The organism is Streptomyces yerevanensis (genome assembly GCF_000716805.1).
GTDB lineage: Bacteria > Actinomycetota > Actinomycetes > Streptomycetales > Streptomycetaceae > Streptomyces > Streptomyces flaveus.
In genome coordinates this window covers 1-23597 of sequence record NZ_JNWJ01000033.1, presented here as the reverse complement: position 1 = coordinate 23597, position 23597 = coordinate 1, and the positions used below count along the sequence as shown (strand labels likewise).

Sequence of the window (23597 nt, the reverse complement as noted above, 5' to 3'; positions counted from 1 at the left end):
ACTGGTTGTACGGCGGGGTGGAGAGCGGTCAGCCGACGAACTCCACGTCGGACGTCAGCCAGCGACCGTCCCTCAGGACGAGGTCGAGTTGCAGCCGGTACGTACGCGCCTCCCCGTCGGGCACGGCCGTGTTGGTCACCTTGCTGTCGGCGACCACCAGGACTCGGGCCGAGCGCTCGTCGGACCGGACGATGCCCGCATCGAGGACCCGCCCCTCGGACACCGACTTGTTCCGGGCGACCAGCGCGGTCAACTCCTCGGTCTGCGCGGCGAACTGCTCCTTGAAGTCGCCGGTGGCGCCCTTCAGCACGTTCCCGCTGTCCCGGTCGTAGTGCCGGTAGTCGAGCGAGGTGAAGTTCAGCGCCGACTGACGGGCCGCCGCGAGGACGTCCTGGCGCTGCTGCTCCGCCTCGTGCTGCTCGAACAACTGGAGGCTCAGCCAGATGATCAGCGCGGTGGTCACGGCAGTCGCCACGGCGAGTCCCGCCGACAGGGCCCTGTGCCGCCGGGGGGACGGCAGAAGGGCCCCGCGACGCCCGGCGAACGCCAGGGCGGCGCTCAGTGTCTGCAGCTTCCCGATCACGCCATCGGTCATGCCATCGGTCCCACTAGCAGCCATTGCCACGATTCCTTTCCGAACACGGTCTGCTGTCCGCCCGTCGAGCCGATCTCGACGGGCGTTCCGTCCGGGCCGGTCGCGGTGCCGGTCTCCGGGTCGTACGGCGCGACGTACGCCGCCCGGCCGGCACCGCCGGAACCGGAACCGGCTGACGCGCCGGGCGCGTTCTGCGCGCCGCGCACCGAGGTGTCCCCGCCGCGCGGAGCCGTGCAGCGCGCGTCGGTGTTCGCCGGGCGCGTGCTCGTGTCCGCGGGATCGCGCCGCCGCGTCCCGTATCCCTCGGTGCACGCAGGCGGGTCGTCGGCGTTGAGGACAAGGCCGAAGTGGGTGGTGCCGTCGCCCGGGATGACGGTGTAGCTGCCGGCGACCACCACCGGGAAGGTGACCAGGGCCTGCTCCACGCCGGGCAGCCGCGCCACCGTGACTTGACCCCCGCTGATCAGATTGGCCAGCAGGACCCGCAGATCCGGACTGGTGGACTTGAGCAGCGAGTTGACCTCCTGCGCGGCCGGTGCCGTGTTGCCGATCAGCTTGCGCAGGTCCCCGTCGCTCGACTTCAACTCCGCGGTGAGCGCCGCCAGATCGCGGGAGAACGACTTGATGGACGAGCCCTGGTCGGCCTGCGTCTTGAGGACCTTCCGTGAGTCCTCGATCAGCGAGACCGTCTGCGGGAGCGAGTCGGACGCCGACTCCACGAGCGCGTTGCCCGAGTCCACCAGTCGGCTCAGCCGCGGTCCGGTGCCGGCGAAGGCCTTGCCCAACTCGTCGACGGTGACCCGCAGATCGTTCTTGCCGACCGAGGTGACCAGCCGGTCAAGACTGAGGACCATGTCCGTGGTGGGCAGCGGAACCCGCGTGCTCTCCCGCGGGATCGTGCTGCCGTCGAGCAGATACGGGCCGCCGGAGTCGCGCGGCTGCAGGTCGACGTACTGCTCACCCACCGCCGAACGGTTCGCCACCACGGCCAGGGTGTCCGCCGGGATGCGCGGTCCGTCGCCCTCGATGTCGAGGGACACCGAGACGCCCTTGGAGCCGGTGAGCCGCAGCGAGCCGACCCGGCCCACCGGCACCCCGCGATACGTGACCTCGGCGCCGGAGAAGATACCCCCGGAGTCGGCGAAGTCGGCCCGCACGGTGTAACCGCGGTCGAGGAGTTCGTCCACCAGGCCCGTGTACTCGGCGCCGACGTACGACACCCCGACGGCGGTGACGGTGGCGAAGGCGAGCAGCTGGGCCTTGACCGTACGTGTGATCACGGCTGTATCCCCTTCAGCATGAGCTCCGCGAGCGCGAGGTCGACCCCTGACGGAAGGTCACCCGAGGTCCCGTGGGCGGCGTAACTGCTGGTGCACACCGGTGGGCACAGCGGATCGCCGTCCGAGGGCGCCGAGGGCTCGACGGGCGCGTCCGGCAGGCTCGGCGTGCTCGGCAGCGCCGTGGGGGTCGGCAGATCCGGTACGTCCGGTACGTCCGGGAGTTCGGGCAGATCCGGGACCTCGGGCCCGGCGTCCTGGCCCTTGTCCTCTCCACCCCCCTCCCCGGGCTCGTCGGTGAGGTTGCCGTAGATGCCCGTCAGATCGAGGTCGGCGGTGATCTTGAGGTTGACGTAGTCGCCCTTGACGGCGTCCACCGCGTTGCGCGGAAACGGGTAAGTGGTCAGCATCTCAAGGGAGTTGGGCAGATCGTCGCCCGCCTTGTCGAGCTGTTGCAGGATCGGCCTCAGCTGCTTCAGGTTCGCGACCGTGTCGTCCCGCGAGGCGTTGACCACCTTGGTGCCGGTCTTGCCGAGCTTCGACAGCGCGGTGAGCATCTTCGTCAGATCACGTCGCTGGTCGGCGAGGACCTTCAGCGCGGGCGGCATGGTGTCGACGGCCCGCGCGATGGTCTTCTTCTCCTTGCCCAGCCGTTTGGCCAGCCGATCGATGCCCTCGAGCGCGCGCACGACGTCCTTGCGCTGCTCGTCCAGGCCGCCGAGGAACGTGTTCAACTCCTTGAGCAGGGATTTGACCCGGTTCTCCCGGCCCGCCAGAGCCTTGTTGAGTTCCACGGTGATCGTCTTGAGCTGGGCCACTCCGCCGCCGTTGAGGAGTGCGGACAGGGCGGACAGCACCTCTTCGATCTCCGGGTTGCGGCCACTGCGGGACAGCGGGATCCGGTCGCCGTTGCCGAGTCGGCCCACGGGGTCGGTGTCCGGCGGGGCGGACAGCGCCACGTACTTCTCGCCGAGCATGCTGGTCTGCCGCAACTCGGCGACCGCGTTGCCGGGCAGCTTCACCGAGTCGGCGACGCGCAGCCGTACCCGCGCGTGCCAGCCTGCCAGCTCCACCTTCTCGACCGCGCCCACGGTGACGTTGTTGACCTTGACCGCCGACTGCGGCACAAGGTCCAGTACGTCCCTGAACTCGACCGTGACGTGGTAGGCGTGACCGTCCGCGGCGGCGCCACCGGGCAGTTCGACGTCGTACCAGCCGTTGAACTCGCAGCCGGACAGCAGCACCGAACCGACCGCCGCCCAGGCGACAGCCCCGCCCTTGCGCAGCATGCTCATGCGTTCGCCCCCAGAATTCCGCCGAGCGTCCGGTCGACCGTGCCCGTGCTTGGCACCGCCGGGGCCCGCGGCACCTCGGGCAGGGAGTCGAAGAGCTTCTTCAGATCCCCGCAGTCCGGGTTCTTGCCGCCCTCGTCCCCGGTCGTCTTCAGCAATGAGCACAGCACCGCCGCCGGATCCTGCGGCCCGTCCGGGTTGTTGCGGGTGTCGAGGGTGCCGGAGGACGCGTTGTAGGCGTTCTGGAGGTTGGACAGACCGGTCGGCGCGACCTCCAACAGCTCCTCCAAAGCGGCCCGTTGGGTGACGAGGACCTTCGTGACCTTGCTGAGGCCCTTCACGTTCGAGGTAAGCGACTTCTTGTTCTTCTTCACGAACTCGGAGATGTCCCCGAGCGCCGTCCCCAGGTGCTTCAGCGCCGCCGCGAGGTCCTTGCGCTCCCCGGCGAGCTGCTTCGCCACCTTGGCGAGGCTGCCGTTGAACGACCGCACGCTCTTGTCGTCGGCCGCCAGCGCGGCCGTGAACACCTGCAGGTTGCGTACGGTCCCGAACAGGTCCCCCCGTCCGTCGGACAGGGTCGTGACCGCCTGCGAAAGGTCCTCGACCGTCTGGTTCAGGTTCTCGCCCTGCCCGTCGAGGTTGTCGGCGCTCACTCCCAACAGCCGTGACAGCGAGCCGTCTTCGTTCGCCCCCTTCGGGCCGAGCGCCTCCGACGTGGTGTGCAGACTGTCGAAGATCCGGTCCAGCTCTACCGGTACGGCCGTACGCGCCTCGGGGATCACGTCACCGTCCCGCAGCACCGGGCCCTTTCGGTACACCGGCAGCAGCTGTACGTAACGGTCGCTGACCACCGAGGAGTTGATGATCGCGGCCTTGGCGTCGGCCGGCACCTTGCGCCCCTCGTCGTACTCCAGCTCCACCCGCACCCGCTCGCCCTCCGGCGTGATCTTCTTGACCTCGCCGATCCGGACGCCGAGGACGCGGATGTCCGAGCCGGGATAGATGCCGACGGTGCGCGGGAAGTACGCGGTGACACGCACGGGCTCCGAGTGCGGCCACAGCACGACGGCGAGCGTGGCGACCACGGCCAGTGCGGTGACCAGGGCCATCCGGCGGACCACAGGTGAACTTCCCCTCACCAGTGGTGACTTCATCGCGAGCCTCCCGTCCGCGGCACCACCGGAGCGGCGACCATGTTCTGGATGTAGCTGTCGAACCAGCGGCCGTTGCCGAGGGTGTTGGAGAAGACCCGCACATACGGCGCGAGCAGCCTGACGCTCCGGTCGAGGCTCGACTGGTTGCGTTCGAGCATCTTCACGAAGGTGTTGAGGCCCTTGAGAGCGGGCCCGATCTCCTTGCTGTTGTCCTCGACCAGACCGGAGAGCTGGATGCCGAGCGCGGCGGAGCTCTTGAGCAGGTTGTGGATCGCCGTGCGCCGCTTGTTGATCTCCTTGAACAGCTTGTCGCCGTCCTTGACGAGTGCGGAGAAGTCCTCGGAACGCTCGGCCAGCACCCCGGTGACCCCGTTCGCGTGGTCGAGGAGTTCGCGCAGCGCCTTGTCGCGAGAGGCCACCGTCTTCGAGATCCGCGACAGCCCCTTGACGGACGCCCGCACCTCGGCGGGTGAGTCCTGGAAGGTGGCGGAGATGGTGTCCAGCGCCTGCGCGAGCCGCTCCGTGTCGACCTCCTCGGTCGTGGTGGTCAGATCGCTGAAGGCCTGCACGACGTCGTACGCCGCGACCGTCCGCCGCAGCGGGATCTCGCTGCCGGGCTTCAACTGCCCCGGCCCCTTCGGATGCAGCGCGAGATACTTCGCGCCGAGGATCGTCTTGACCCGGATCGACGCACCGGTCGCCGGGCCGAACCCCGGCTCGCCCTTGACCTTGAAGGTGACCTTGACGTGGTCGCCGTCCAGATCGACCTCCTCGACCTTGCCGACCTTGACCCCGACGATCCGCACCTCGTCGCCCGCCTTGAGCCCGCCCGCCTCCGAGAAGGCCGCGCTGTACGTCCGGCCGCCGCCGATCAGCGGGAGACTGTCGGCGTTGAACGCGGCGAAGGTCAGCAGCGCGAGGGCGGTGAGGCCGGCGGCGCCGATGACGACGGGGTTCCGGTCCCGGAACGGGGCCAGGCGCGGGCGGCGTATCCGTATGCGGGGAAGACGTATCTTGGGCAGCTTCGGCGGGTCGATGCGGACCTTCACCAGGGGCTCCGGACGGTGCTTGCGGGTCATCCGCCACACCTCGCCCTCGCCACGTGCAGCTCGGGAGTGAGCACCTGCTTCGTCTTCGGCAGCACGATGCGGCCGTCGAAGTCGCAGAGATAGAAGTTGAACCAGGAGCCGTAGGACGCCGTCCCCGTCAGCTCGTTGAGCTTGTTCGGCAGCCGCTTCAGGACGCCCTCCACGGTCTTCTCGTTCTTGTTCAGCGTTCCGGCCAGATCGGTCAGCTCGGTGATGTCGTCCTTGAGCGGCGGGCGCGCGTCCTCGAGCAGTCCCGAGGTGGCCGCGGCCAGGTCGCCGATGCTCACCAGCGAGTCGCCGATGGGCTTGCGGTCGGCGGACAGTCCGGAGATCACCCGCCGCAGCTGCTTGAGCAGTCCCGAGAAGCGGGTGCCGCGCCGGTCGAGCGTCTTCAGCACGGTGTTGAGGTTGTCGATCACGGAACCGATCAGCTGGTCGCGGTCCGCGAGGGTGGTCGTGAGCGAAGCCGTGTGCGCGAGCAGGCTGTTGACGGTGCCGCCCTCGCCCTGAAGCGTCTTGATGATCTCGGTGGCGAGCTGGTTGACGTCCTTGGGGCTGAGCGCGGCGAACAGCGGCTTGAACCCGTTCAGCAGTGCGTTGAGATCCAGGGCGGGCCGGGTCCGGGACAGCGGAATCGTGCCGCCGGGCCGCAACCGCTTCCCGTCGCCCGCGCCCTCGGTCAGCGCGATGTACCGCTGTCCGACCAGGTTCCGGTAGCGGACGACCGCGCCGGTACTGCGCAGCAGCGGACGGTCCTCGCTGACCGTGAAGCTCACCTCCGCCCGCGTACGGTCCTTGATCCGGATGCCCTCGACCTCGCCGACCCGCACCCCGGCCACCCGTATGTCGTCGCCCTCCTCCAGGCCCGTGACGTCGCTGAACAGCGCGCGGTACGTGTGCTCGGGAGTGAAGGAGATGTTGACGATCGTGGCGGCGAGCAGGGCCGTCGCCAGGATCGTCACCACCGCGAACAGGCTGAACTTGATGAGCGGCGCGGCGGCCTGCCGGGCTCCCGTCGTCTTCGTACGTCCTGTGCTCATGCGACGCTCACCGCCGTTCCGCGGGCCATCGGGCCGAACAGCAGGGTCGCGACCGGCGGTACCTCGTCGGCGGGCACGCCCATGGCGGGCGCCACGAGGGAACCGACCGCGCGCTGTTCGGCTTCGGTGGCCGACACATCGATTCCGCCGGGCAGGCTGCTGCCCGAACTCCCCGATGACGTACCGTCGTTGAGCTTCGTGGGCGGTGCGGGCACCCGCGGATGGGGCAGACCTCTGCAGTTGGGCCCGGACCGCTCGCCGTAGCGCGGCTCCTCACCCGGTTCGTACGCGGGCCGCTGCCGGACGACTTCGAGGGTGATGCGCATCTTGCCGCCGCGGAACGCCTCCTCCGCGGCCTCCTCCTGCCGGACCAGGCCTTCGAGGAGGCAGGGGTACTCGGGCGAATAGCGGGCGAAGAGGTCAAGCGTGGGGCGGGAGACCCGGCCGAGGGTGATCAGCCGGTCGCCGTTGTCGTCGAGGAACTCGTCCGCGGTGCCCGCGACGCCGGTGGTCGCGGTGAGCGCGGCGGCCAGTTGGTCCCTCTTCTCGACGAGGGTGCGGCTGGTGGTGACGGTGTTGCGCAGGATCTTCATCAGGTCGGGCGCCGCGTCGCCGTACACCTCGGCGACGTCGGCGAACCGCGCGATGTCCTCCTTCAGGGACGGCATGTGCGGGTTGAGGCGGCGCAGATAGTCCTCGACGCGGACGAGGTTGTCGCCGATCCGGTCGCCGCGCCCCTCCAGCGCGGTGGAGAACGCCGAGAGCGTGGCGTTGAGCTTGCCGGGCTGCACGGTCCGCAGCAACGGCAGCAGATCGTTCAGCAGTTGCTGCAACTCGATACCGACTTTCGTACGGTCCTGGGTGATGACGTCCCCGGCGCGGATGGCCCGGGCGGACGCGCCCCGGGGTGCCACGAGATCGACGTACTTCTCGCCGAACAGCGTCTTGGGCAGCAGCCGCGCGTGCACGTCGGCGGGAATGTGCGCGACGTGCTCCGGCTTGAGCGCGATGTCCAGCGTGGCCTTCTCGCCGTCGGCCCGCACCGCGCGCACCTCGCCCACCAGTAGCCCGCGCAGCTTGACGTCGGCGCGCGGATCGAGTTGGTTGCCGAGGCTGTCGGCCTCCAGCGTGATGCGCACGACCGGGGTGAACGCCTGCTGGTAGACGGCCACGGCGAGCGACAGCAGCAGCGCGAGCACGGCGAGGAAGACGACGCCGTACAACCGCAGTCTCAGCACCCTCATACGGCGGCTCACCCCGCGATCCGTACGGTCGTGTTGGCGCCCCAGATCGCGAGGCTCAGGAAGAAGTCCAGGACGTTGATGGCGACGATCGACGTCCGCACGGCGCGGCCCACGGCGACGCCGACGCCCGCCGGTCCGCCGCTCGCGTAGTAGCCGTAGTAGCAGTGCACCAGGATGATCAGGACAGCGAAGACGATCACTTTGCCGAACGACCAGAACACGTCGACCGGCGGCAGATACTGCTGGAAGTAGTGGTCGTACGTGCCCGCCGACTGCCCGTAGTAGCCGGTGGTGATGGTCCGGGCGGCGAGGTACGAGGACAGCAACCCGACCACGTACAGCGGGATCACGGCGACGAACCCGGCGATCATCCGGGTCGTCACCAGGAACGGCAACGAGGGCACGCCCATGACTTCGAGGGCGTCGGTCTCCTCGCTGATCCGCATCGCGCCGAGCTGGGCGGTGAACCCGGCTCCGACGGTCGCGGACAACGCGAGCCCGGCCACCAGCGGGGCGATCTCCCGGGTGTTGAAGTACGCCGACAGGAACGCCACGAAGTTGGAGGTGCCGAGCTGGTTGAGCGCCGCGTAGCCCTGGAGACCGACCTCCGTGCCGGTGAAGAACGACAGGAAGGCGATGACACCGACCGTGCCGCCGACCACGGCGAGCGCGCCACGGCCGAAGCTCACCTCGGCGAGCAGCCGCAGGATCTCCTTCTTGTAGCGGCGCAGGGTACGGCCTGTCCACGCCAACGAGCGCCCGTAGAAGGCCAGTTGGCTGCCCAGCTCTTCGAGTGACCGCAGTGGGCGGTCGAGAAGTCGCATCGGCTAGCCCCTCTGCGGAACGACTTGGAAGTACACGGCGGTCATCACGAAGTTCGTCACGAACAGCAACATGAAGGTGATCACCACCGACTGGTTCACCGCGTCGCCCACGCCCTTCGGACCGCCCTTCGCGGTCAGTCCCTTGTACGAGGCGACGATCCCGGCGATCGCTCCGAAGACGAGGGCCTTGATCTCGGCCGCCCAGAGGTCGGAGAGCTGGGCGAGGGTGGTGAAGGAGGCCAGGTAGGCGCCGGGGGTGCCGTTCTGGAGGATGACGTTGAAGAAGTAGCCGCCCGCGACGCCGACCACCGACACCAGGCCGTTGAGCAGCACGGCCACCACCATCGAGGCCAGTACGCGGGGCACGACGAGGCGGTGGATCGGGTCGATGCCGAGCACCTGCATCGCGTCGATCTCGTCCCGGATCTTGCGCGCCCCGAGGTCCGCGCAGATCGCCGTGCCGCCCGCGCCCGCGATCAGCAGCGCGGTGACGATCGGCGAGGCTTCCCGCAGCACGGCGAGCACCGAGGCCGCGCCCGAGAAGGACTGGGCGCCCAACTGCCGCGTCAGGCTGCCGATCTGCAAGGCGATGACCGCGCCGAAGGGGATCGAGACGAGGGCCGTCGGCAGGATGGTCACGCTCGCGACGAACCAGGCCTGCTGGATGAACTCCCGTGCCTGGAAAGGGCGCCGGGGCATGGTCCGGACGACGTCCAGGGCCATCGCGAACAGGTTGCCGGACTGCCTGAGCGCTCCGGTGGGCGACAGGCTCATGCGCCGGCCACCTCCTTCCGGTGCGACTCGGCCTCCCGGCTCGCGATCGCCTGCCAGCGGGGCGGGCGCGAGATGCCTGGACCCGGCAGCAGGCGGGGAGTCAGAGCCTGGCTGCCGGGAGCTTTGGTGGGGGCGTCCAGCTGCGCCAGCTCCTGCTCGACCTGGGCGGCGTCCTTCTCCTCCGCCATGCCGATCGGCCCCTGCATCCGGCCGTTCAGGAACTGCCGTACGACGGGCTCGTCGCTGGTCAGCAGCTTCTCGCGGGGCCCGAACATGACCAGCTCGCGGCGGAACAACAGCCCGATGTTGTCCGGGACCTGGCGGGCCGAGGCGATGTCGTGCGTGACGATCAGGAAGGTCGCGTCGATCTGGGCGTTGAGGTCGACGATGAGCTGGTTGAGGTAGGCCACGCGGACGGGGTCGAGGCCCGAGTCGGGTTCGTCGAAGAGGATGATCTCGGGGTCGAGGACCAGGGCCCGCGCCAGCCCGGCCCGTTTGCGCATTCCGCCGGATATCTCGCCGGGCAGCTTCTCCTCGGCGCCAATCAGGCCGACCATGTCCATCTTCTCGAGCACGATCCGCCGGATCTCGCTCTCCGGCTTACGGGTGTGCTCGCGCAGCGGAAAGGCGATGTTGTCGTACAGGCTCATCGACCCGAACAGCGCGCCGTCCTGAAACAGCACACCGAACAGCTTCCGCACCTCGTACAGATCGTGTTCCCGGAGCTTGGTGATGTCCCGGCCGGCGATCCGCACCGACCCCCGCTCCGGCTTCAACAGCCCCACGAGCGTCTTGAGGAACACCGACTTGCCCGTCCCCGAAGGCCCGAGCATGACCGAGACCTCCCCGGCGGGCAGCGTCAGCGACACGTCCTGCCAGATGACCTGCTGCCCGAAGGACTTGGTCAGCCCTTCCACACAGATCTCGACACCCATCCGGTACACCCTTCAGCCAGCCGTGGAGCAGCTCCGACATCTGCTCTACGGGGAAGGGCGGGGGGTCCGTCGCGATGAGTGCGGATTTTTTTGACGGGGGTGATCGGGAGCCTGACCGGCCGTGTGCGGGAGTGCGGAGGCGGGGCTACGGGAGTGTGCTCGGGGAGGGTACGTCGCTGGGGGTGGGCGTGGCAGCCGGTGCGGACGGAGTGTCCGGGGTCGCCTCGGCGATGGGCTCGGCGCGGCGCAGGGACTTGGTGTCCGGCAGGTCCGGGGCATCGGGCGTGCTCGGTACCGATGGCAGCTGAGGTGCTTGTGGCAGCTGTGGCACCTCCGGGGCGGACAGTTCCGGCAGCGAGACTTCCGGCAGGGGCGGCACGGACAGGGGGAGGAGCGATCGGTCGTCGGCCGACGGGGATGCCCCGGGCTCGGGAGCCGCCGTCGCGTCCGTGGCCGCCTCGCGCGCGTCTGAGGCGCCCTCCCGGGCGGGACCGTCAGACGGGAGCGCTTCGGCGGGCCCCGACACGGTGGGCCGCGGAGGCGGCCCGCCCCCGTCCCCGTCATACGCGTACGGCAGCACGAACCCCGCCACCACCGCCAGGGTCGCCGCCGTCGAGGCGGTTGCCACGGCCTGCGCCTTGCCGCCCCCGTGCGGCCGTCCGCGCCCGAGCAGGTACAGCGCGACCCCGAGGGTCGCCGCCAGTGAGTTGCGCAGCGTCCGCCGGGCCCGGGCCAGCAGCGACTCGACGGTCCGGTAGCTCAGCCCCATCCGCACGGCGACCTGACCGACGTCCAGGTCCTCGGACTTCAGCCGCAGCGCCTCCGCCTGGCGCGCGGGCAACTCGCCGCTGCGTACGGCCAGCCACCTGGCCTCGGCCCGGTCGCACACCGCCTCCTCGACGGACACCGGTCCCGGTGCGATCAGCGTCGGGCTCGTACGGACCTCGGCCTCGCGGTTCACCTGCCGGTAGCGGTCGATGCACAGCCGCATCGTCACCGTCGTAAGCCAGGCCGCGAGCCGCTCGTCGTCCAGGTCCGGGCGCTCCGCTGCGCGCAGCATCGCCTCGTGCACCGCGTCCTCGGCGTCCTCAAGACTCATGGACCTGCGCCGGGCCACCTTGAGCAGATGCTCGCGGTGGCTCCACATGCGCTGCCAACGGTCGTCGGCTGCCGACGTCTGTGCATGCATGGCTTCCGCAGGCATGGTCTCTGCAGGCATGTCCGTCGCCATGGGGCCCCTTCACGCTCACCTGCCGGTTCCGTGTCGTCTGCCGTCCGGCGGGTGGCGACATTACCGCCCGGTAGTCGGGGTTGTGGAGGGGGAGGGTGCCATCGAGTCCGTGCTGTCACCGGTCGGTGAACCGTGAGCTGCACGCCCGTGTGAAGGAAGCTCAAGTGTCACGTGTGTGACATCGCTGTTCGGGGAAGGCGAACGCGCATGGTGGTCACGGGAGTTGGGGGCGTACGTTGATCGGATCCCGGGCAGTGCCTACGGATGGCCTTTCCCCCGTGTACGACGACACGGGGGCCGCATCCGCGCGTTTTCTCCTCTGGCTGGCCGAAAAGAGCGGCGGCGTCGCCGGCCGGCGAGTGGCCAGCGACGAGTACGCACACCATGAGCGGTGCAGCCTGGAGCTGGTCGAGGGCATCGTGGAACGCCTTGCCGCCCTCGGCTGGATCGCCGTGCACAACGACTCCGGCGCCGTACCGCCGCTCGTCAGCCCGACCGGCGCCGGGCTCGCGGAGGTGCGGGCCTGGGACGAGGCGTACGCCGACCGGGACACCCGGCGCCGGTACGCCAAGGCGGCCCTGTTCGCCTGGTGGGACCGGGCCGGGCAGCATCAGAGCGGCGAGTCGAACGCCGAGGCCTTCCTCTGGACGAGGGAGGCCTTCTACTGCGGCCGGCAGCTCGCCTTCGAGGACCTGGAGTACGCCAAGGACCACCTGAGCCTGCCCACTCCGGTGCGCGTCGGCGTCACCGAACAGGGCGCCGGAGTGTTCCTGTCCTTCGAGCAGCTCGCCCAGCTGGTGCAGGCGTCCCGCCCCGACCTTTCGGAGAGCGACAGCGAGCTGCAGCAGGTGCGTGAGCTGGCCGAGGCTCTGACCGACGCCTCACGGCGCGGTGCCGAGCCCGACCCGGGAATGCTGCAGCGCTTCCTGCAGCACAGCGGTGACCTGGCACAGGCGGGGTCCAGGTCGGTGGGCAGGGACATGGCCTCCGGCATGGTTTCGGAGATCATCCAGTCGATGCTGAGGCTGGGATGAGCGATCCCGCAGGCCCCGCCCTCGTGTCCGAGGGCCAGATTCCGGAGGCGTACGCACGTCAGCCCCTGCTGCGGCAGCTGGTGCCGCGCCTGGTCGGCCTCGAACGCGACTGGCACCGCAGACGCCGGCACCACGAGTTCGCCGACGATCTGCCGGTGGTGCTGCTCAGCGGGCGGCACGGCACCGGCAAGAGCGCCCTGCTGGACGATCTCAAGGAGGCCTACGCGCCTGACGCCGGGCCTTGGCCGGGGCCGCGCGTGCCGTTCGCGCGGATCAACTGCGCGGCACTGGAGGAGCGGGTCAGAGTCGGCCCGGAGATCTCCAACAACTCCCACGCGGTGGAGGTCCTGGTCGAGCTCGTCACCCAACTGTCGCGTCCCGTCGCCGGGTTCGGGCGGCTCCGCTTTCCCCGGACCACCGCCGGGCTGCTCGCCGTGGTGTCCGCCCGGCGCCCCGGCAACGACGACGAACTGCGGGTGGCCGACCGGCACGCGGCCGCTCTGATGGGGCAGTCGCCGGGCGAGGGCCCGCCGCCCACCTGGGACACGCTCTTCCGCCCGGCGCTGTCCGTTCCCCCGGACGGTGTCACACCGGACCCCGCGGCGTTTCCCGAGGCGGCGGTGCGTACGTATCTGGGCAGGCAGTACCGATGGCGCTCGCGCAGACTCGCCTCCCGCCACCTCGTCGGCTGGTACGAGAACTACCGCAGAGAGGCCGACAACCGGCTGCGCGGACTGCCGCCGGGCGCGGACGCGCATGCGCGTCCGGTGCCGGCCGCGGAGCGTGCGGGTGCCGTGGCCCGGCTCTGCCGGGAGTTCCACCAGGGCCGCGGGTTCAGACGTGGCGTCGAGCGCATGCTGATGGCCGCGTTCCTCGCGGATGTGCGCTACGGGCCCTTCCGGCGGGCGAACCGCGCCCCGCGCCCGCTGCTCCTCCTCGACAACGTGCACACCGACATCGGCCGCGACTTCCTCGAACTGCTCCTGGAGCAACGGGCGCGGCAGAGCCGTGACGCCCGCGACCAGCTGGTCGTGATCGCCACCGAGCTGCGCGGCGACGACAACCCGGCCACCCGGGACGACACCCCCGACGAGGAGAACGACCCCTATCCGGAGGCCACGTACCGCTCCCTGCACGAAGTCGGCACGAACTCCAGGTGGACCCGCAGCGGCACCGCTCCCTCGGCGGGCGTACTGGTCCTGCCGCTTCCACCGCTCGACACGGAGCACGTGGAGCGGATGCTGAAGCGCGACGAGCAGGCCTCCTTCGACCCGTACATCGCCACCGCCGTACACGATCTGACCCGCGGCCACCCCATGGGAGCCCGCCGCCTGTGCGACGCCGTGGTGCGCAAGGCAGGCACCGAGGGGTGGGTGACGGCCGAGGAACTCCTCGACCTGACCCATCCCGACGGCGTCGGCGAATCCGTCATCTGGCGGCTGCTCAACACCCTTGTCGGCAGCGAGAACCACGACGAGCTGTGCCTGTTCTCCCTGGCCTGGGACCGGGAGGCGGCCGAGCAACTGGCCGAGCGATGGGTGCCGCGCCGGATCGACGGCCTGCCCGCGGCCGACGGCGCCGCCGCCCAGCTGGAGCGGGAGCGCTGGTCCCGGGGAACGGGCAGCCGGCCGTTCATCACGGACCGGTTCTTGCGTGCCCTGCTGGTGCATCAGATGCGCAGCGGGCGCGGCGGCAGCGGGGTGGACTGGTTCAGCGCGCACGCCCTGCTCGCCGAGCACCACCGGCAGCGGGCCGAAGGCCGCTCGGGGCAGGCGGAAAGGGCCGAGCGGTCCCGCTTTCTGTGGCACCGGCTCGCCGGGGGAGAGGCGCAGGAGGTCGTCGCCTGGCTGCACGCGGAGTTCCTCAGGGACGACGGCGACGCGGTCGACTGGCTGCACATCCTGCGCACCGTGGCCCATGCGCCACGCCCGCCGGGCGACATCTGGTTCGAGCAGTGCCAGGAGGTCGGAAAGGGGCGCAGGGACCGGCTGCAACTCCAGGCGGACCCGGAAGTGGGCCTGGAGAAGCAGGCCGTCAACCGGCTCCTGCACGCCCTGTGGTACGCGGCCGACGAACTGGCCGAGGCGGACCGGACGTTGGTCGACCGGATCGGCCAGGACCTGTCCTTCCTCTCCGCCCAGCATCTGACCGGCCGAGCGGTCCTGGCCCAGGCCGCCATCCGCTGGCCCCGCGCCGTGAAGGACGGCGAGGACTGGCCCCTCGAACGCCACTGGCAGGGCGACCAGCCGCGAACGGGAGGGACGCGATGAGCAGCCGTACGGACCGCCGCAACTGGGTCTGGCTGCCGAGCCGGCTGCGCTTCCGGGTGCTCGGCCTGATCGACGTGGTGGCCCTGTGGGTGGTGGTCTCCGCGCTGGTGGGAGCCGGTGCCTGGTGGGGTCTGGACGCCTACCGGGACAACCGCGACTACTGCACCGAGAACCAGGAGCTGCGGCGCATGGGCGACGAGTGCATCGGCGTCACGGCCTCGGCGTACCCCTTTGCCCCGGACCTCACCGACGTCCTGGGAAAGATCGAGAAGGAGAACGAGGCAGCACTTCACTCGCGCAAGCAGGTGGTGAGCGTCGCCGTCGTCATGCCGTACACCCAGGAGACCGAGGGCGCCGCCGTGTCGGAAAGCCTGATCCGGCGCTCCCTCCAGGGCGCCTACGTCGCCCAGCGCGACAACAACCAGGATTCCGACACCGCCATCCGGCTCCTCTTCGCCAACGTCGGCGAGAACCTGAACCACTGGCGGACCGTGACCGACGAACTGAAATCCCGGGTCAAGGGCCGGGCCCCCCTCGTCGCCGCCATCGGCTTTCCCAACAGCAACGACGAAACGCTCGACTCCGTGAAGCAGGGACTCGGGCGCTACGACATCCCGGCGGTCAGCGCGGTGCTCAGCTCCCGCGAGATGGAGGACCCCCACCTCTTCAAGGTCTCGCCCTCCACCGACCATCTCGTCGACGCTCTCAAGCGCTATGTGAACGCGAAGGCGAACCGCGTGAACCGCGCCGACACGTTCATGATCGCCGACGACCAGAAGTCCGACAACTACGTCAACAATCTCCGCAAGGTCTTCTTCGCGGAGTTCGGCGAGGAGTACGGCATCGACGACGGCGCGGTGGATTCGCGGATCGCGACGTATCTGGGTCAGCAGGGCTCTGCAGAGGGCGAGAAGCGGAAATTCCGGCAGGCGGTGACCAGGATGTGCGCGGCCCGCGCCAAGACGGTGTTCCTGGCGGGCCGCGATGTGGACCTGCCGCCCTTCCTGACGGCAGTCGGCCGGGAGCCTTCCTGTGACCAGGGCACGGACGACGAGCCGTTGCGCATCCTGCGCGTCAGCACGGGCCGCGACCCGGTCACCGAGAAGCCCTCGATGCGCGACATCGCGGAGCGGAAGCACGTCGAGATCGTGACCGCGGCCGCCGTGGACGCACCTCGTTGGCGTGCGGGGAGCAGCGGTGACAACCAGGTTCCCCAGTACTTCAGTGGCTTCGCCCGCTCCTACGAGGAGTATTTCGGTGAGGAGCAGGACAACGCCCTGAACGATGGCTACGCCGTGATGTACCACGACGCTCTCACCGCCGTGGGGAGAGCTGTGACCGAGGCCGAGACCAACGGGGTCGACCCCATCCGCCACCGCGACATCTACGACGAACTGAGCCGGCTCAACACCTCCGAAGGCTGCGTCGGGGGATGCGTACCAGGCGCGAGCGGCGTCTTCGCCTTCGCGAACGAGAACATCAAGCTTGACAAGGAGCAAGAAGAGGCCGTGATCGGGCGCTGGCCGGTGTGCAAACCCGTACCCGTGGTGACCTTCCCGGAGGAGCGGCAAGACAAGTCGCCGCTCTACAGGACCTATCAGGGCCGGGGGGAGGCCTGTCCGGGCCCGTGACCCGGCAGCGGGCGGAGCCCGATCCGGGCGCGGCCCCCCGTGGCCGCCCCGCGCGCGTTAGGTTGAGCGCGTGCGATTGAGAGTGGAGTTCACGACCGAGCCCTTCGACCTCGACGAGGCGCCGCCGCACGCGCTGGTCGCCCGCGAGGTCATCGAGGCGGCAGAGCTGGACGCGGTGGACGTCGGCCCGTTCGGCAACACCGCGGAGGGCAGCGCCGACGCCGTGCTCACCGCCGTGGACGCCCTGCTGCGCAAGACCCTCGAGTCCGGCGCCACCCGGATCTCGCTGCAGTTCAACGTGATCGCGGAGGGCGAGGCGTGACCGGCACCGGGGACGAGCCCTTCATCACGGCCGTGAAGCCACTGGTCGACGCCATGGGCGGCGAGATGCTCCCGCCGGACCAGGCCGGCGAGGACGATGTCGTACTCACCTGGGAGGGCGCCGTCGTCGTCGCCGTACGCCTGCCGCAGCTCGCCGACTCGCTGGACCACATCCTGGCGGCCCTGGAGCGCAAGCAGGGCAAGCCGCTGGCCGAACTCGACCGCAAGGCCAAGCAGGAGGTCGTACGGATACTCGAGGCACGCGGAGCATTCTCCGTACGGCACGGCGTGGAAACCGTAGCGAGCGCCCTCGGAGTAAGCCGCTTCACCGTCTACAACTACCTGAACAGGGAGAACGCGGCGAAGGGCAACTGATCCGAGCCGCCGCGGCAGGGGGACCGACGCAGCGCGGCATGGCTCGGACGGGAGCGTGAGCCGAAGGCCTCGCAGGGCAGGCACCAACTAGGTACCATCATGGGTATGCCATCCCTGAACGTGTCCTTCACCGACGAGGAACTGGAAGGCGTACGCGCGGCCGCCGCGGCTGAAGGCAAGAGCCTCAAGCAGTACCTGCACGACCTCGGCGTACGCGAGATGCAGCGCCAGCGGTTCGTCACCGGCGCCACCGCGTGGGCCGACAGGCTGCGCGGCGAGTTCGACGCAGCCTTCCCCGACGAGGTGCCGCCCTCCGAACGCGACGGGGCCGCAGCAGCCTGATGCCGCCCGTCCCCTACATCGACGTCCCCTGGCTTCTGGATGTCCAGGAAACCGCCCTCGGACACGAGGACATGACGGTCTCGGACTACTCCGCGCTCGTAGCGGCCGTCGCACGGCACAAGACCAGACTGCCGACCCTCGAAACCTCCGACCCGGACGCCGCATGGCGCGCGGCCGCGCTGATGCACACCCTCGTCCGCCTCGAACCGCTCCCGCACCGCAACAGCCTGTTTGCGGCGTTCGTCACCGCGCAGTACATGGACCAGTCCGGTGAGGGCATAGACCCTCCCTACGGCGCCTTGTCCGATCTCGTGCGCAAGATCCGCGACACCCGTTTCAGCGTCCACGCGGTCGCCGAGCAGCTGCGCTCCTGGAGACTTTGACGAGCTGCTGTGGCTTCAGGGCAGGCCAAGGCCTGCGTCCCGGGCCAGGGCCACCGCTTCCGCGCGGGTACGTGCGCGGAGTTTGGCCAGGACGTCGCTGACCCGGTTGCGCACCGTCTTTTCGGAGAGGGAGAGGCGGCGGGCGATGGAGGCGTTGTCCAGAGCGGGACCACCTGCCGAGCGGCCAGGCCTCTGACCACTGGGCTCCGCCGACCGACCCGACCGCCCCGGACGTCCTGGCCGGACGGCCGCGTCGGCGGAGCCGGTCGCTTTCAGCCGAAGAAGGTGGTCGTGGGCCGGTTCGCCAGGTCTCCCATCAGGTCCCTGCGGCGGCTCAGCAGGACCAGTGGGATCAGCGCGAAGGGGATGCCGAACGAGAGCACGACTCGCCGCGATCGCCGGCACGCCGGACGCCACGAACAACTCGCACGCACGCCGGTAGGCAGCGGGTGCGAGCCGCCCGTGACAGGCGGCTCGCACCCGCGTGGCGGATTCCTGGCGTATCTGGTGCGGCTGCGTGCTCCGCCTCGCGGTTGGTCTGCTGAACTTGTAGGGGAAATCCCTGAGGAACCATGAGGAGTTGAGTGGGGGGCGGCTGGGGGCCGTCCCCGATGTCGGCACCGGCGCCCGCCAGGACGCTGGAGTCATGTCTCGCTTCAAACGCGTCCTCATCATTCTCACGACCGTTGCTGTCGTCCTCGGCCTCGCGCTCGTCGGCGGCGCCCTGTGGCTGTACTCCGACGCCAAGGTGTCGACCGTCGGTTCGACCGACTTCAGCAACGAGCTGGCGGTGCCACCGCTGGCGACATCGACGGTGAAGAGCGACGGGACCCGGGTCTTCGATCTGACGATGCGGGCCGGGGAGAAGGAGTTCAGGGCCGGGCAGAAGACGCCGACCTGGGGCTTCAACGGGGATTACCTGGGGCCGACGCTGCGTGCCAAGCGTGGTGAGAAGGTTCAGGTGAAGATCGAGAACGCGCTGGGGGAGGAGTCCACCGTGCACTGGCACGGGATGCACCTGCCCGCGAAGATGGACGGTGGTCCGCACCAGATGGTCGCCCCCGGCGCGACCTGGACCCCACGCTGGACCGTGGATCAGCCGGCCGCGACCCTCTGGTATCACCCGCATCCGCACGGTAAGACGGAGAAGCATGTGCAGCGGGGGCTGGCCGGGATGTTCCTCCTTCACGACGAGAAGTCCGACCGTCTCGCACTGCCCGACAAGTACGGAGTCGACGATCTGCCGGTCATCGTCCAGGACGTGAAGTTCGACGGGGCGAAGTTCGACCACAGCCGCAAGCTGATGTCGGACACCGGATTCCTCGGGGACCGGACGATGGTCAACGGCACCCTCGATCCGTACAAGGAGATCGGCGACGAGCTCGTACGGCTGCGGCTGCTCAACGCCTCTACCGCGCGCATATACGACTTCGGATTCTCCGACGGCCGGGAGTTCGCGCTGATCGGGACGGACGGCGGGCTGCTGGAGAAGACGACCCGGATGGACCGGATCGGGCTGTCGCCGGGTGAGCGGGCCGAGATCGTGGTGCGGATGAAGCCGGGCGAGAAGACCACTCTGCGCAGCTTCCCGCAGGACGACTACGGGGACTTCTGGCAGACACGTTTCGCAGGCGGTGACGACTCCTTCGACATACTGCAGCTGCGGGCAGCGAAGAGCCTGCGGTCCTCTCCCGAACTGCCCGCCACACTGGGCGAGCTGGAGGTTCCGGACGAGTCGGACTCGGTACGCGGGCGGTTCTTCGGGCTGCGCACCTCCGGCATCAACGGCAAGAAGATGGAGATGGGCCGGGTCGACGAGACGGTCACCCGAGGCACCGCGGAGACCTGGACCGTGCGCAACGAGCACAGCACGCCGCACAACTTCCACATCCACGATGTGCAGTTCCGGGTGCTGGAGGTGGACGGCAAGGAGCCGCCGGCCGAGCTGCGCGGCGCGAAGGACACGGTCTTCGTCCCGGGGAACACGACGGTGAAGTTGGTGATGCGCTTCGACGGACCGGCGGACCCGGACACGCCGTACATGTACCACTGCCATCTGCTCTACCACGAGGACCTGGGGATGATGGGGCAGTTCGTGGTCGTCGAGAAGGGTGAGAAGGCGGGCAAGGTGCGTACACCGCACGCACACGCGGGGCACTGAACCTCGATCCACACCTCGACCCACCGACGCGGTCTGAAAGTGACCCGCTGAAGGGCTTCCGAGCTGGTTTTGGGTCGGCCGACGGGTGCGGGCGTGCTGAGCCGACAGCTCACAAGGCTGCCCTCCGACATCTACTGCCGGAAACGGCTCGGCGGTTCCGGATGCGGCTCGTGCCCCCGTCGGCCGCCCTGATCCTCGCTGCCTCGGCACCTGAATTCTTCAACAAACTGTTGACGCGGGGTTTCCGAGGGCGTTAGCTGACTCCGTGACTTCGAGTACGACACCCGGTGGCCTCGCCCGCTTCAACGCCCTGGAGGAGCCCGCCGCCCTCGCCGCCCTCCACGAGGTGTGCGCCTCGACGGCGTGGGCAGGGCGACTGCTCGTGCGGCGCCCGTACGAGGCCGTCGACGACCTCCTCGCCGCGAGCGACGCCGCCATGGCCGAGCTGACCAGCACGGACCTGGCGGAGGCGATGGCCGGGCACCCGCCGATCGGGCGGCCGAAGCCTGGGGACCCGACGAGCTCGCGTGAGCAGCGCGGAATGGCCGGCGCCTCCGAGGAGCTCAAGGCGGAGATGCTCGAACTGAACCTGGCGTACCAGGAGAAGTTCGGCCATGTCTTCCTGATCTGCGCCACCGGCCTGACAGGCGAGCAGATGCGGGACGCGGTGAAGGTACGGATCGGCAACTCGCCGGAGCAGGAGCGGGAGATCGTCCGCACCGAGCTGGGCAAGATCAACCGTATCCGCCTGGCCCGACTCGTAGAACAGGACGACGACTGATGAGTACCGCATCGGTGTCCACCCACATCCTGGACACCAGCATCGGCCGCCCCGCCCAGGGCGTGCCCGTCGCGCTGTCGGCACGCGGCAGCGCCGAGTGGACGGCGCTCGGCGCCTCCGCCACGGACGCCGACGGCCGCTGCAAGGACCTCCCGGCGCTGCCGCCGGGCACCACACACGTACGGCTCCGTTTCGAGACCGAGGCGTACCTCTCCGCGCACCGGGACGAGGCCGCGTTCTTCCCGGAGGTCACCGTCACCTTCACCGTGGCGCCCGGCGAGCACTACCACGTACCGCTGCTGCTCAACCCGTTCGGCTACTCCGTATACCGAGGGAGCTAGTGCCCGATGCCCATCCTTGGACAGAACCAGTACGGCAAGGCCGAGAACAGGGTCGTACGCGTCACGCGGGACGGCGCCACCCATCACATCAAGGACCTCAACGTCTCGGTGTCGCTGAGCGGCGACATGGACGAGGTCCACTACTCCGGTTCCAACGCGAACGTCCTGCCGACCGACACCACCAAGAACACCGTGTACGCCTTCGCCAAGGAGCACGGCATCGACTCCGCCGAGCAGTTCGGCATCCATCTCGCCCGCCATTTCGTGACGAGTCAGCAGCCGATCCACCGGGCCCGCATCCGCATCGAGGAATACGCCTGGGAGCGCATCGAGAACTCCGGGGAGGGCACGCATTCCTTCGTCCGCAAGGGCCAGGAGACCCGCCTCGCGCAGATCACGTACGACGGCGAGCAGTGGGAGGTTGTCTCCGGCCTCAAGGACCTGGTCGTGATGAACTCGACGAACTCCGAGTTCTGGGGCTACGTCAAGGACAAGTACACGACACTCCCCGAGGCGTACGACCGCATCCTGGCCACCGAGGTCTCCGGGCGCTGGCGGTTCAACTGGACCGACGACGAGCAGGAGATGCCCGACTGGGAGACGTCGTACGAGCAGGTCAGGAAGCACATGCTCCAGGCCTTCGCCGAGACGTACTCTCTCTCACTCCAGCAGACGCTCTACGCCATGGGCGCGCGCATCATCGACCACCGAGACGAGATCGACGAGGTCCGCTTCTCGCTCCCGAACAAGCATCACTTCCTGGTGGACCTGGAGCCTTTCGGCCTCAAGAACGACACCGCCGACGGAGCTGTGTACTTCGCCGCCGACCGCCCGTACGGCCTGATCGAGGCCACCGTCCTGCGGGACGGCTGCGAGGCGCACATCCCGGTCGACCTCAGCAACCTCTGACGCGGACACGGAAAAGTACACGAAAGTAGGGACGAACGATGGCCCAGCGCATCGTCATCGAGAACTGCGCGATCGCGACCGTGGACGCCGACGACACCGAGTACGCCTCCGGGTACGTGGTCGTGGCTGACAACCGCATCGAGTCGCTCGGCGCGGGCAAGGCCCCCGAGGGCCTGGAGGACGTCGTACGCCGCATCGACGCGACCGGCCACCTAGTGACGCCCGGCCTGGTCAACACGCACCACCACTTCTACCAGTGGCTCACCCGCGGCCTCGCCACCGACCACAACCTCTTCAACTGGCTCGTCGCGCTCTACCCGACCTGGGCGCGGATCGACGAGCAGATGACGTACGCGGCGGCCCAGGGCTCACTCGCCACGCTGGCCCGCGGCGGTGTCACCACCGCGCTTGACCATCACTACGTGTTCCCGAAGGGTTCCGGCGACCTGTCCGGCGCCATCATCCGCGCCGCCCGCGAGACGGGCGTCCGCTTCACCCTCGCCCGTGGCTCCATGGACCGCAGCGAGAAGGACGGCGGTCTGCCGCCGGACTTCGCCGTCGAGACCCTCGATGGCGCGCTCGCCGCCACCGAGGCGACCGTCGACGAACACCACGACGACTCCTTCGACGCCATGACGCAGGTGGCCGTGGCCCCCTGCTCGCCGTTCTCGGTGTCGACCGAACTGATGCAGCAGGGCGCCGAGTTGGCGCGACGCAAGGGCGTACGGCTGCACACGCACGGCTCGGAGACCGTCGAGGAGGAGCAGTTCTGCAAGGAACTGTTCGGCATGGGCCCGACCGACTACTTCGAGTCCACGGGATGGCTCGGCGAGGACGTGTGGATGGCGCACTGCGTCCACATGAACGACTCCGACATCGCCGCCTTCGCCCGTACGAAGACGGGTGTCGCCCACTGCCCTTCGTCCAACGCCCGGCTGGCAGCCGGGATCGCACGGGTCCCCGACATGCTGGCGGCCGGCGTCCCGGTCGGCCTCGGCGTCGACGGCACCGCGTCGAACGAGTCGGGCGAGCTGCACACCGAACTGCGCAACGCGCTCCTCATCAACCGCCTCGGCGCACACCGGGAAGCCGCCCTGAACGCCCGTCAGGCGCTACGCCTCGGCACCTACGGAGGCGCCCAAGTCCTGGGCAGGGCAAGGGAGATCGGCTCCCTGGAGCCGGGCAAACTCGCCGACCTGGTGCTGTGGAGGCTGGACACCCTGGCCCACGCCTCGATCGCCGACCCGGTCACCGCCCTCGTCTTCGGCGCGGCGGCACCGGTCACCGCCTCCTTCGTGGGCGGCAGGCAGATCGCCGAGAACGGCCGCCTGCTGCACGTCGACGAGGACGCCATTGCCCGCTCTACGCGGGAGGAGGCGCGGCGCCTCGCGCGGATCGCTGCGCAGGCTTGAACAGGGGGCGCAGCCCCCTTCGACCCCGCCAGGGACTGCGCCCCTGGGCTCCCTGATGGGTCGTGTGTCGGCTGCGGGTCGGTCGTGGCTGGTCGCGCAGTTCCCCGCGCCCCTGAGGGGCGCTTCTGCTCAGCTCAGCTACTCAGCCCAGCCAGGCACAAGTCAGCCCGTCCGGCGTTTGAG

General features: G+C 69.4%; 24 protein-coding genes. 12 read left to right on the top strand and 12 right to left on the bottom strand.

Features of this window, described 5'->3' with window-relative positions; translation table 11 throughout:
- Positions 1–28 precede the first annotated feature (28 nt).
- The 11 genes from OP79_RS29995 to OP79_RS29945 form a co-directional block, all read right to left on the bottom strand.
- Positions 29–595, bottom strand: coding sequence for a hypothetical protein (locus tag OP79_RS29995; protein WP_245685500.1), 567 nt, complete (start codon positions 593–595; stop codon positions 29–31).
- A complete protein-coding gene (locus OP79_RS29990) occupies positions 592–1875 on the bottom strand; it encodes an MCE family protein (RefSeq protein ID WP_033324635.1) in 1284 nt (427 codons plus the stop codon). The genes OP79_RS29995 and OP79_RS29990 overlap by 4 nt, the downstream gene beginning before the upstream one ends.
- On the bottom strand, positions 1872–3167 hold the full coding sequence (locus OP79_RS29985; RefSeq protein WP_033324634.1) for an MCE family protein: 1296 nt from the start codon (positions 3165–3167) through the stop codon (positions 1872–1874). Before OP79_RS29985 ends, OP79_RS29990 begins: the two co-directional genes overlap by 4 nt.
- Positions 3164–4273, bottom strand: coding sequence for an MCE family protein (locus OP79_RS29980; protein WP_033324711.1), 1110 nt, complete (start codon positions 4271–4273; stop codon positions 3164–3166). Before OP79_RS29980 ends, OP79_RS29985 begins: the two co-directional genes overlap by 4 nt.
- A gap of 41 nt (positions 4274–4314) precedes the next feature.
- Positions 4315–5295, bottom strand: coding sequence for an MCE family protein (locus tag OP79_RS29975; RefSeq protein ID WP_033324709.1), 981 nt, complete (start codon positions 5293–5295; stop codon positions 4315–4317).
- Between the two features lie 98 nt (positions 5296–5393).
- Entirely contained in the window at positions 5394–6446 is a 1053-nt protein-coding gene (locus OP79_RS29970; RefSeq protein ID WP_033324632.1) for an MCE family protein, read from the bottom strand.
- On the bottom strand, positions 6443–7690 hold the full coding sequence (locus OP79_RS29965) for an MCE family protein (RefSeq protein WP_033324630.1): 1248 nt from the start codon (positions 7688–7690) through the stop codon (positions 6443–6445). Before OP79_RS29965 ends, OP79_RS29970 begins: the two co-directional genes overlap by 4 nt.
- Before the next feature lie 8 nt (positions 7691–7698).
- A complete protein-coding gene (locus OP79_RS29960) occupies positions 7699–8514 on the bottom strand; it encodes an MlaE family ABC transporter permease (RefSeq protein WP_033324628.1) in 816 nt (271 codons plus the stop codon).
- 3 nt (positions 8515–8517) lie between these two features.
- Positions 8518–9288, bottom strand: coding sequence for an MlaE family ABC transporter permease (locus OP79_RS29955; RefSeq protein ID WP_033324626.1), 771 nt, complete (start codon positions 9286–9288; stop codon positions 8518–8520).
- Positions 9285–10223: an ABC transporter ATP-binding protein gene (locus OP79_RS29950; protein ID WP_033324625.1), complete on the bottom strand. Its 939-nt coding sequence runs from the start codon at positions 10221–10223 to the stop codon at positions 9285–9287. Before OP79_RS29950 ends, OP79_RS29955 begins: the two co-directional genes overlap by 4 nt.
- A gap of 145 nt (positions 10224–10368) precedes the next feature.
- Positions 10369–11442, bottom strand: coding sequence for an RNA polymerase sigma factor (locus OP79_RS29945; RefSeq protein WP_342669562.1), 1074 nt, complete (start codon positions 11440–11442; stop codon positions 10369–10371).
- A gap of 290 nt (positions 11443–11732) precedes the next feature.
- Here OP79_RS29945 and OP79_RS29940 point away from each other — a divergent pair, with 290 nt between their 5' ends.
- From OP79_RS29940 to OP79_RS29910, 7 genes are all read left to right on the top strand, one after another.
- Positions 11733–12488, top strand: a complete 756-nt coding sequence (locus OP79_RS29940) for a hypothetical protein (protein ID WP_033324621.1) — start codon at positions 11733–11735, stop codon at positions 12486–12488.
- On the top strand, positions 12485–14758 hold the full coding sequence (locus OP79_RS29935; RefSeq protein WP_033324619.1) for a hypothetical protein: 2274 nt from the start codon (positions 12485–12487) through the stop codon (positions 14756–14758). The genes OP79_RS29940 and OP79_RS29935 overlap by 4 nt, the downstream gene beginning before the upstream one ends.
- Positions 14755–16389 carry a hypothetical protein gene (locus OP79_RS29930; protein ID WP_033324617.1) on the top strand — a complete coding sequence of 545 codons (1635 nt, stop codon included), beginning with the start codon at positions 14755–14757 and terminating at the stop codon, positions 16387–16389. Before OP79_RS29935 ends, OP79_RS29930 begins: the two co-directional genes overlap by 4 nt.
- A 70-nt stretch (positions 16390–16459) precedes the next feature.
- Positions 16460–16711 carry a YkoF family thiamine-binding protein gene (locus OP79_RS29925; RefSeq protein WP_033324615.1) on the top strand — a complete coding sequence of 84 codons (252 nt, stop codon included), beginning with the start codon at positions 16460–16462 and terminating at the stop codon, positions 16709–16711.
- Positions 16708–17085 (top strand): helix-turn-helix domain-containing protein, encoded by a 378-nt coding sequence (locus tag OP79_RS29920; RefSeq protein ID WP_033324613.1) that lies wholly within the window; start codon positions 16708–16710, stop codon positions 17083–17085. Before OP79_RS29925 ends, OP79_RS29920 begins: the two co-directional genes overlap by 4 nt.
- 105 nt (positions 17086–17190) lie before the next feature.
- Complete coding sequence (locus OP79_RS29915; RefSeq protein WP_033324707.1) at positions 17191–17427, top strand: hypothetical protein; 237 nt, start codon at positions 17191–17193, stop codon at positions 17425–17427.
- Positions 17427–17810, top strand: coding sequence for a hypothetical protein (locus tag OP79_RS29910; RefSeq protein WP_033324611.1), 384 nt, complete (start codon positions 17427–17429; stop codon positions 17808–17810). The genes OP79_RS29915 and OP79_RS29910 overlap by 1 nt, the downstream gene beginning before the upstream one ends.
- A 15-nt stretch (positions 17811–17825) precedes the next feature.
- Here the strand turns inward: OP79_RS29910 and OP79_RS52310 are convergent, their stop codons facing one another.
- Entirely contained in the window at positions 17826–17957 is a 132-nt protein-coding gene (locus OP79_RS52310) for a LuxR C-terminal-related transcriptional regulator (protein WP_425428626.1), read from the bottom strand.
- Between the two features lie 499 nt (positions 17958–18456).
- Between OP79_RS52310 and OP79_RS29905 the strand changes: the two genes are divergently transcribed.
- The 5 genes from OP79_RS29905 to OP79_RS29885 all read left to right on the top strand — a co-directional run bounded on the left by OP79_RS29905 (position 18457) and on the right by OP79_RS29885 (position 23414).
- Complete coding sequence (locus tag OP79_RS29905) at positions 18457–19971, top strand: multicopper oxidase family protein (RefSeq protein ID WP_051745026.1); 1515 nt, start codon at positions 18457–18459, stop codon at positions 19969–19971.
- A 265-nt stretch (positions 19972–20236) separates the two neighbouring features.
- Positions 20237–20752 (top strand): 2-oxo-4-hydroxy-4-carboxy-5-ureidoimidazoline decarboxylase, encoded by a 516-nt coding sequence (gene uraD, locus OP79_RS29900; RefSeq protein ID WP_033324609.1) that lies wholly within the window; start codon positions 20237–20239, stop codon positions 20750–20752.
- Entirely contained in the window at positions 20752–21093 is a 342-nt protein-coding gene (uraH, locus tag OP79_RS29895) for a hydroxyisourate hydrolase (protein ID WP_033324607.1), read from the top strand. The genes uraD and uraH overlap by 1 nt, the downstream gene beginning before the upstream one ends.
- Before the next feature lie 6 nt (positions 21094–21099).
- Entirely contained in the window at positions 21100–22002 is a 903-nt protein-coding gene (pucL, locus tag OP79_RS29890; protein ID WP_033324606.1) for a factor-independent urate hydroxylase, read from the top strand.
- Between the two features lie 38 nt (positions 22003–22040).
- Positions 22041–23414 carry an 8-oxoguanine deaminase gene (locus tag OP79_RS29885; protein WP_033324605.1) on the top strand — a complete coding sequence of 458 codons (1374 nt, stop codon included), beginning with the start codon at positions 22041–22043 and terminating at the stop codon, positions 23412–23414.
- Positions 23415–23597 lie beyond the last annotated feature (183 nt).

What these genes read in the sequence shown, in the direction of transcription:
- OP79_RS29980 (WP_033324711.1), bottom strand. Translation starts at nt 4,273, where the DNA reads ATGGCCCTGGTCACCGCACTGGCCGTGGTCGCCACGCTCGCCGTCGTG.
- OP79_RS29915 (WP_033324707.1), top strand. Translation starts at nt 17,191, where the DNA reads ATGCCATCCCTGAACGTGTCCTTCACCGACGAGGAACTGGAAGGCGTA.
- pucL (WP_033324606.1), top strand. Translation starts at nt 21,100, where the DNA reads ATGCCCATCCTTGGACAGAACCAGTACGGCAAGGCCGAGAACAGGGTC.
- OP79_RS29995 (WP_245685500.1), bottom strand. Translation starts at nt 595, where the DNA reads ATGACCGATGGCGTGATCGGGAAGCTGCAGACACTGAGCGCCGCCCTG.
- uraH (WP_033324607.1), top strand. Translation starts at nt 20,752, where the DNA reads ATGAGTACCGCATCGGTGTCCACCCACATCCTGGACACCAGCATCGGC.
- OP79_RS29960 (WP_033324628.1), bottom strand. Translation starts at nt 8,514, where the DNA reads ATGCGACTTCTCGACCGCCCACTGCGGTCACTCGAAGAGCTGGGCAGC.
- OP79_RS29985 (WP_033324634.1), bottom strand. Translation starts at nt 3,167, where the DNA reads ATGAGCATGCTGCGCAAGGGCGGGGCTGTCGCCTGGGCGGCGGTCGGT.
- OP79_RS29970 (WP_033324632.1), bottom strand. Translation starts at nt 6,446, where the DNA reads ATGAGCACAGGACGTACGAAGACGACGGGAGCCCGGCAGGCCGCCGCG.
- OP79_RS29885 (WP_033324605.1), top strand. Translation starts at nt 22,041, where the DNA reads ATGGCCCAGCGCATCGTCATCGAGAACTGCGCGATCGCGACCGTGGAC.
- OP79_RS29950 (WP_033324625.1), bottom strand. Translation starts at nt 10,223, where the DNA reads ATGGGTGTCGAGATCTGTGTGGAAGGGCTGACCAAGTCCTTCGGGCAG.
- OP79_RS29955 (WP_033324626.1), bottom strand. Translation starts at nt 9,288, where the DNA reads ATGAGCCTGTCGCCCACCGGAGCGCTCAGGCAGTCCGGCAACCTGTTC.
- OP79_RS29945 (WP_342669562.1), bottom strand. Translation starts at nt 11,442, where the DNA reads ATGCCTGCAGAGACCATGCCTGCGGAAGCCATGCATGCACAGACGTCG.
- OP79_RS29930 (WP_033324617.1), top strand. Translation starts at nt 14,755, where the DNA reads ATGAGCAGCCGTACGGACCGCCGCAACTGGGTCTGGCTGCCGAGCCGG.
- OP79_RS29910 (WP_033324611.1), top strand. Translation starts at nt 17,427, where the DNA reads ATGCCGCCCGTCCCCTACATCGACGTCCCCTGGCTTCTGGATGTCCAG.
- OP79_RS29965 (WP_033324630.1), bottom strand. Translation starts at nt 7,690, where the DNA reads ATGAGGGTGCTGAGACTGCGGTTGTACGGCGTCGTCTTCCTCGCCGTG.
- OP79_RS29935 (WP_033324619.1), top strand. Translation starts at nt 12,485, where the DNA reads ATGAGCGATCCCGCAGGCCCCGCCCTCGTGTCCGAGGGCCAGATTCCG.
- OP79_RS29905 (WP_051745026.1), top strand. Translation starts at nt 18,457, where the DNA reads ATGTCTCGCTTCAAACGCGTCCTCATCATTCTCACGACCGTTGCTGTC.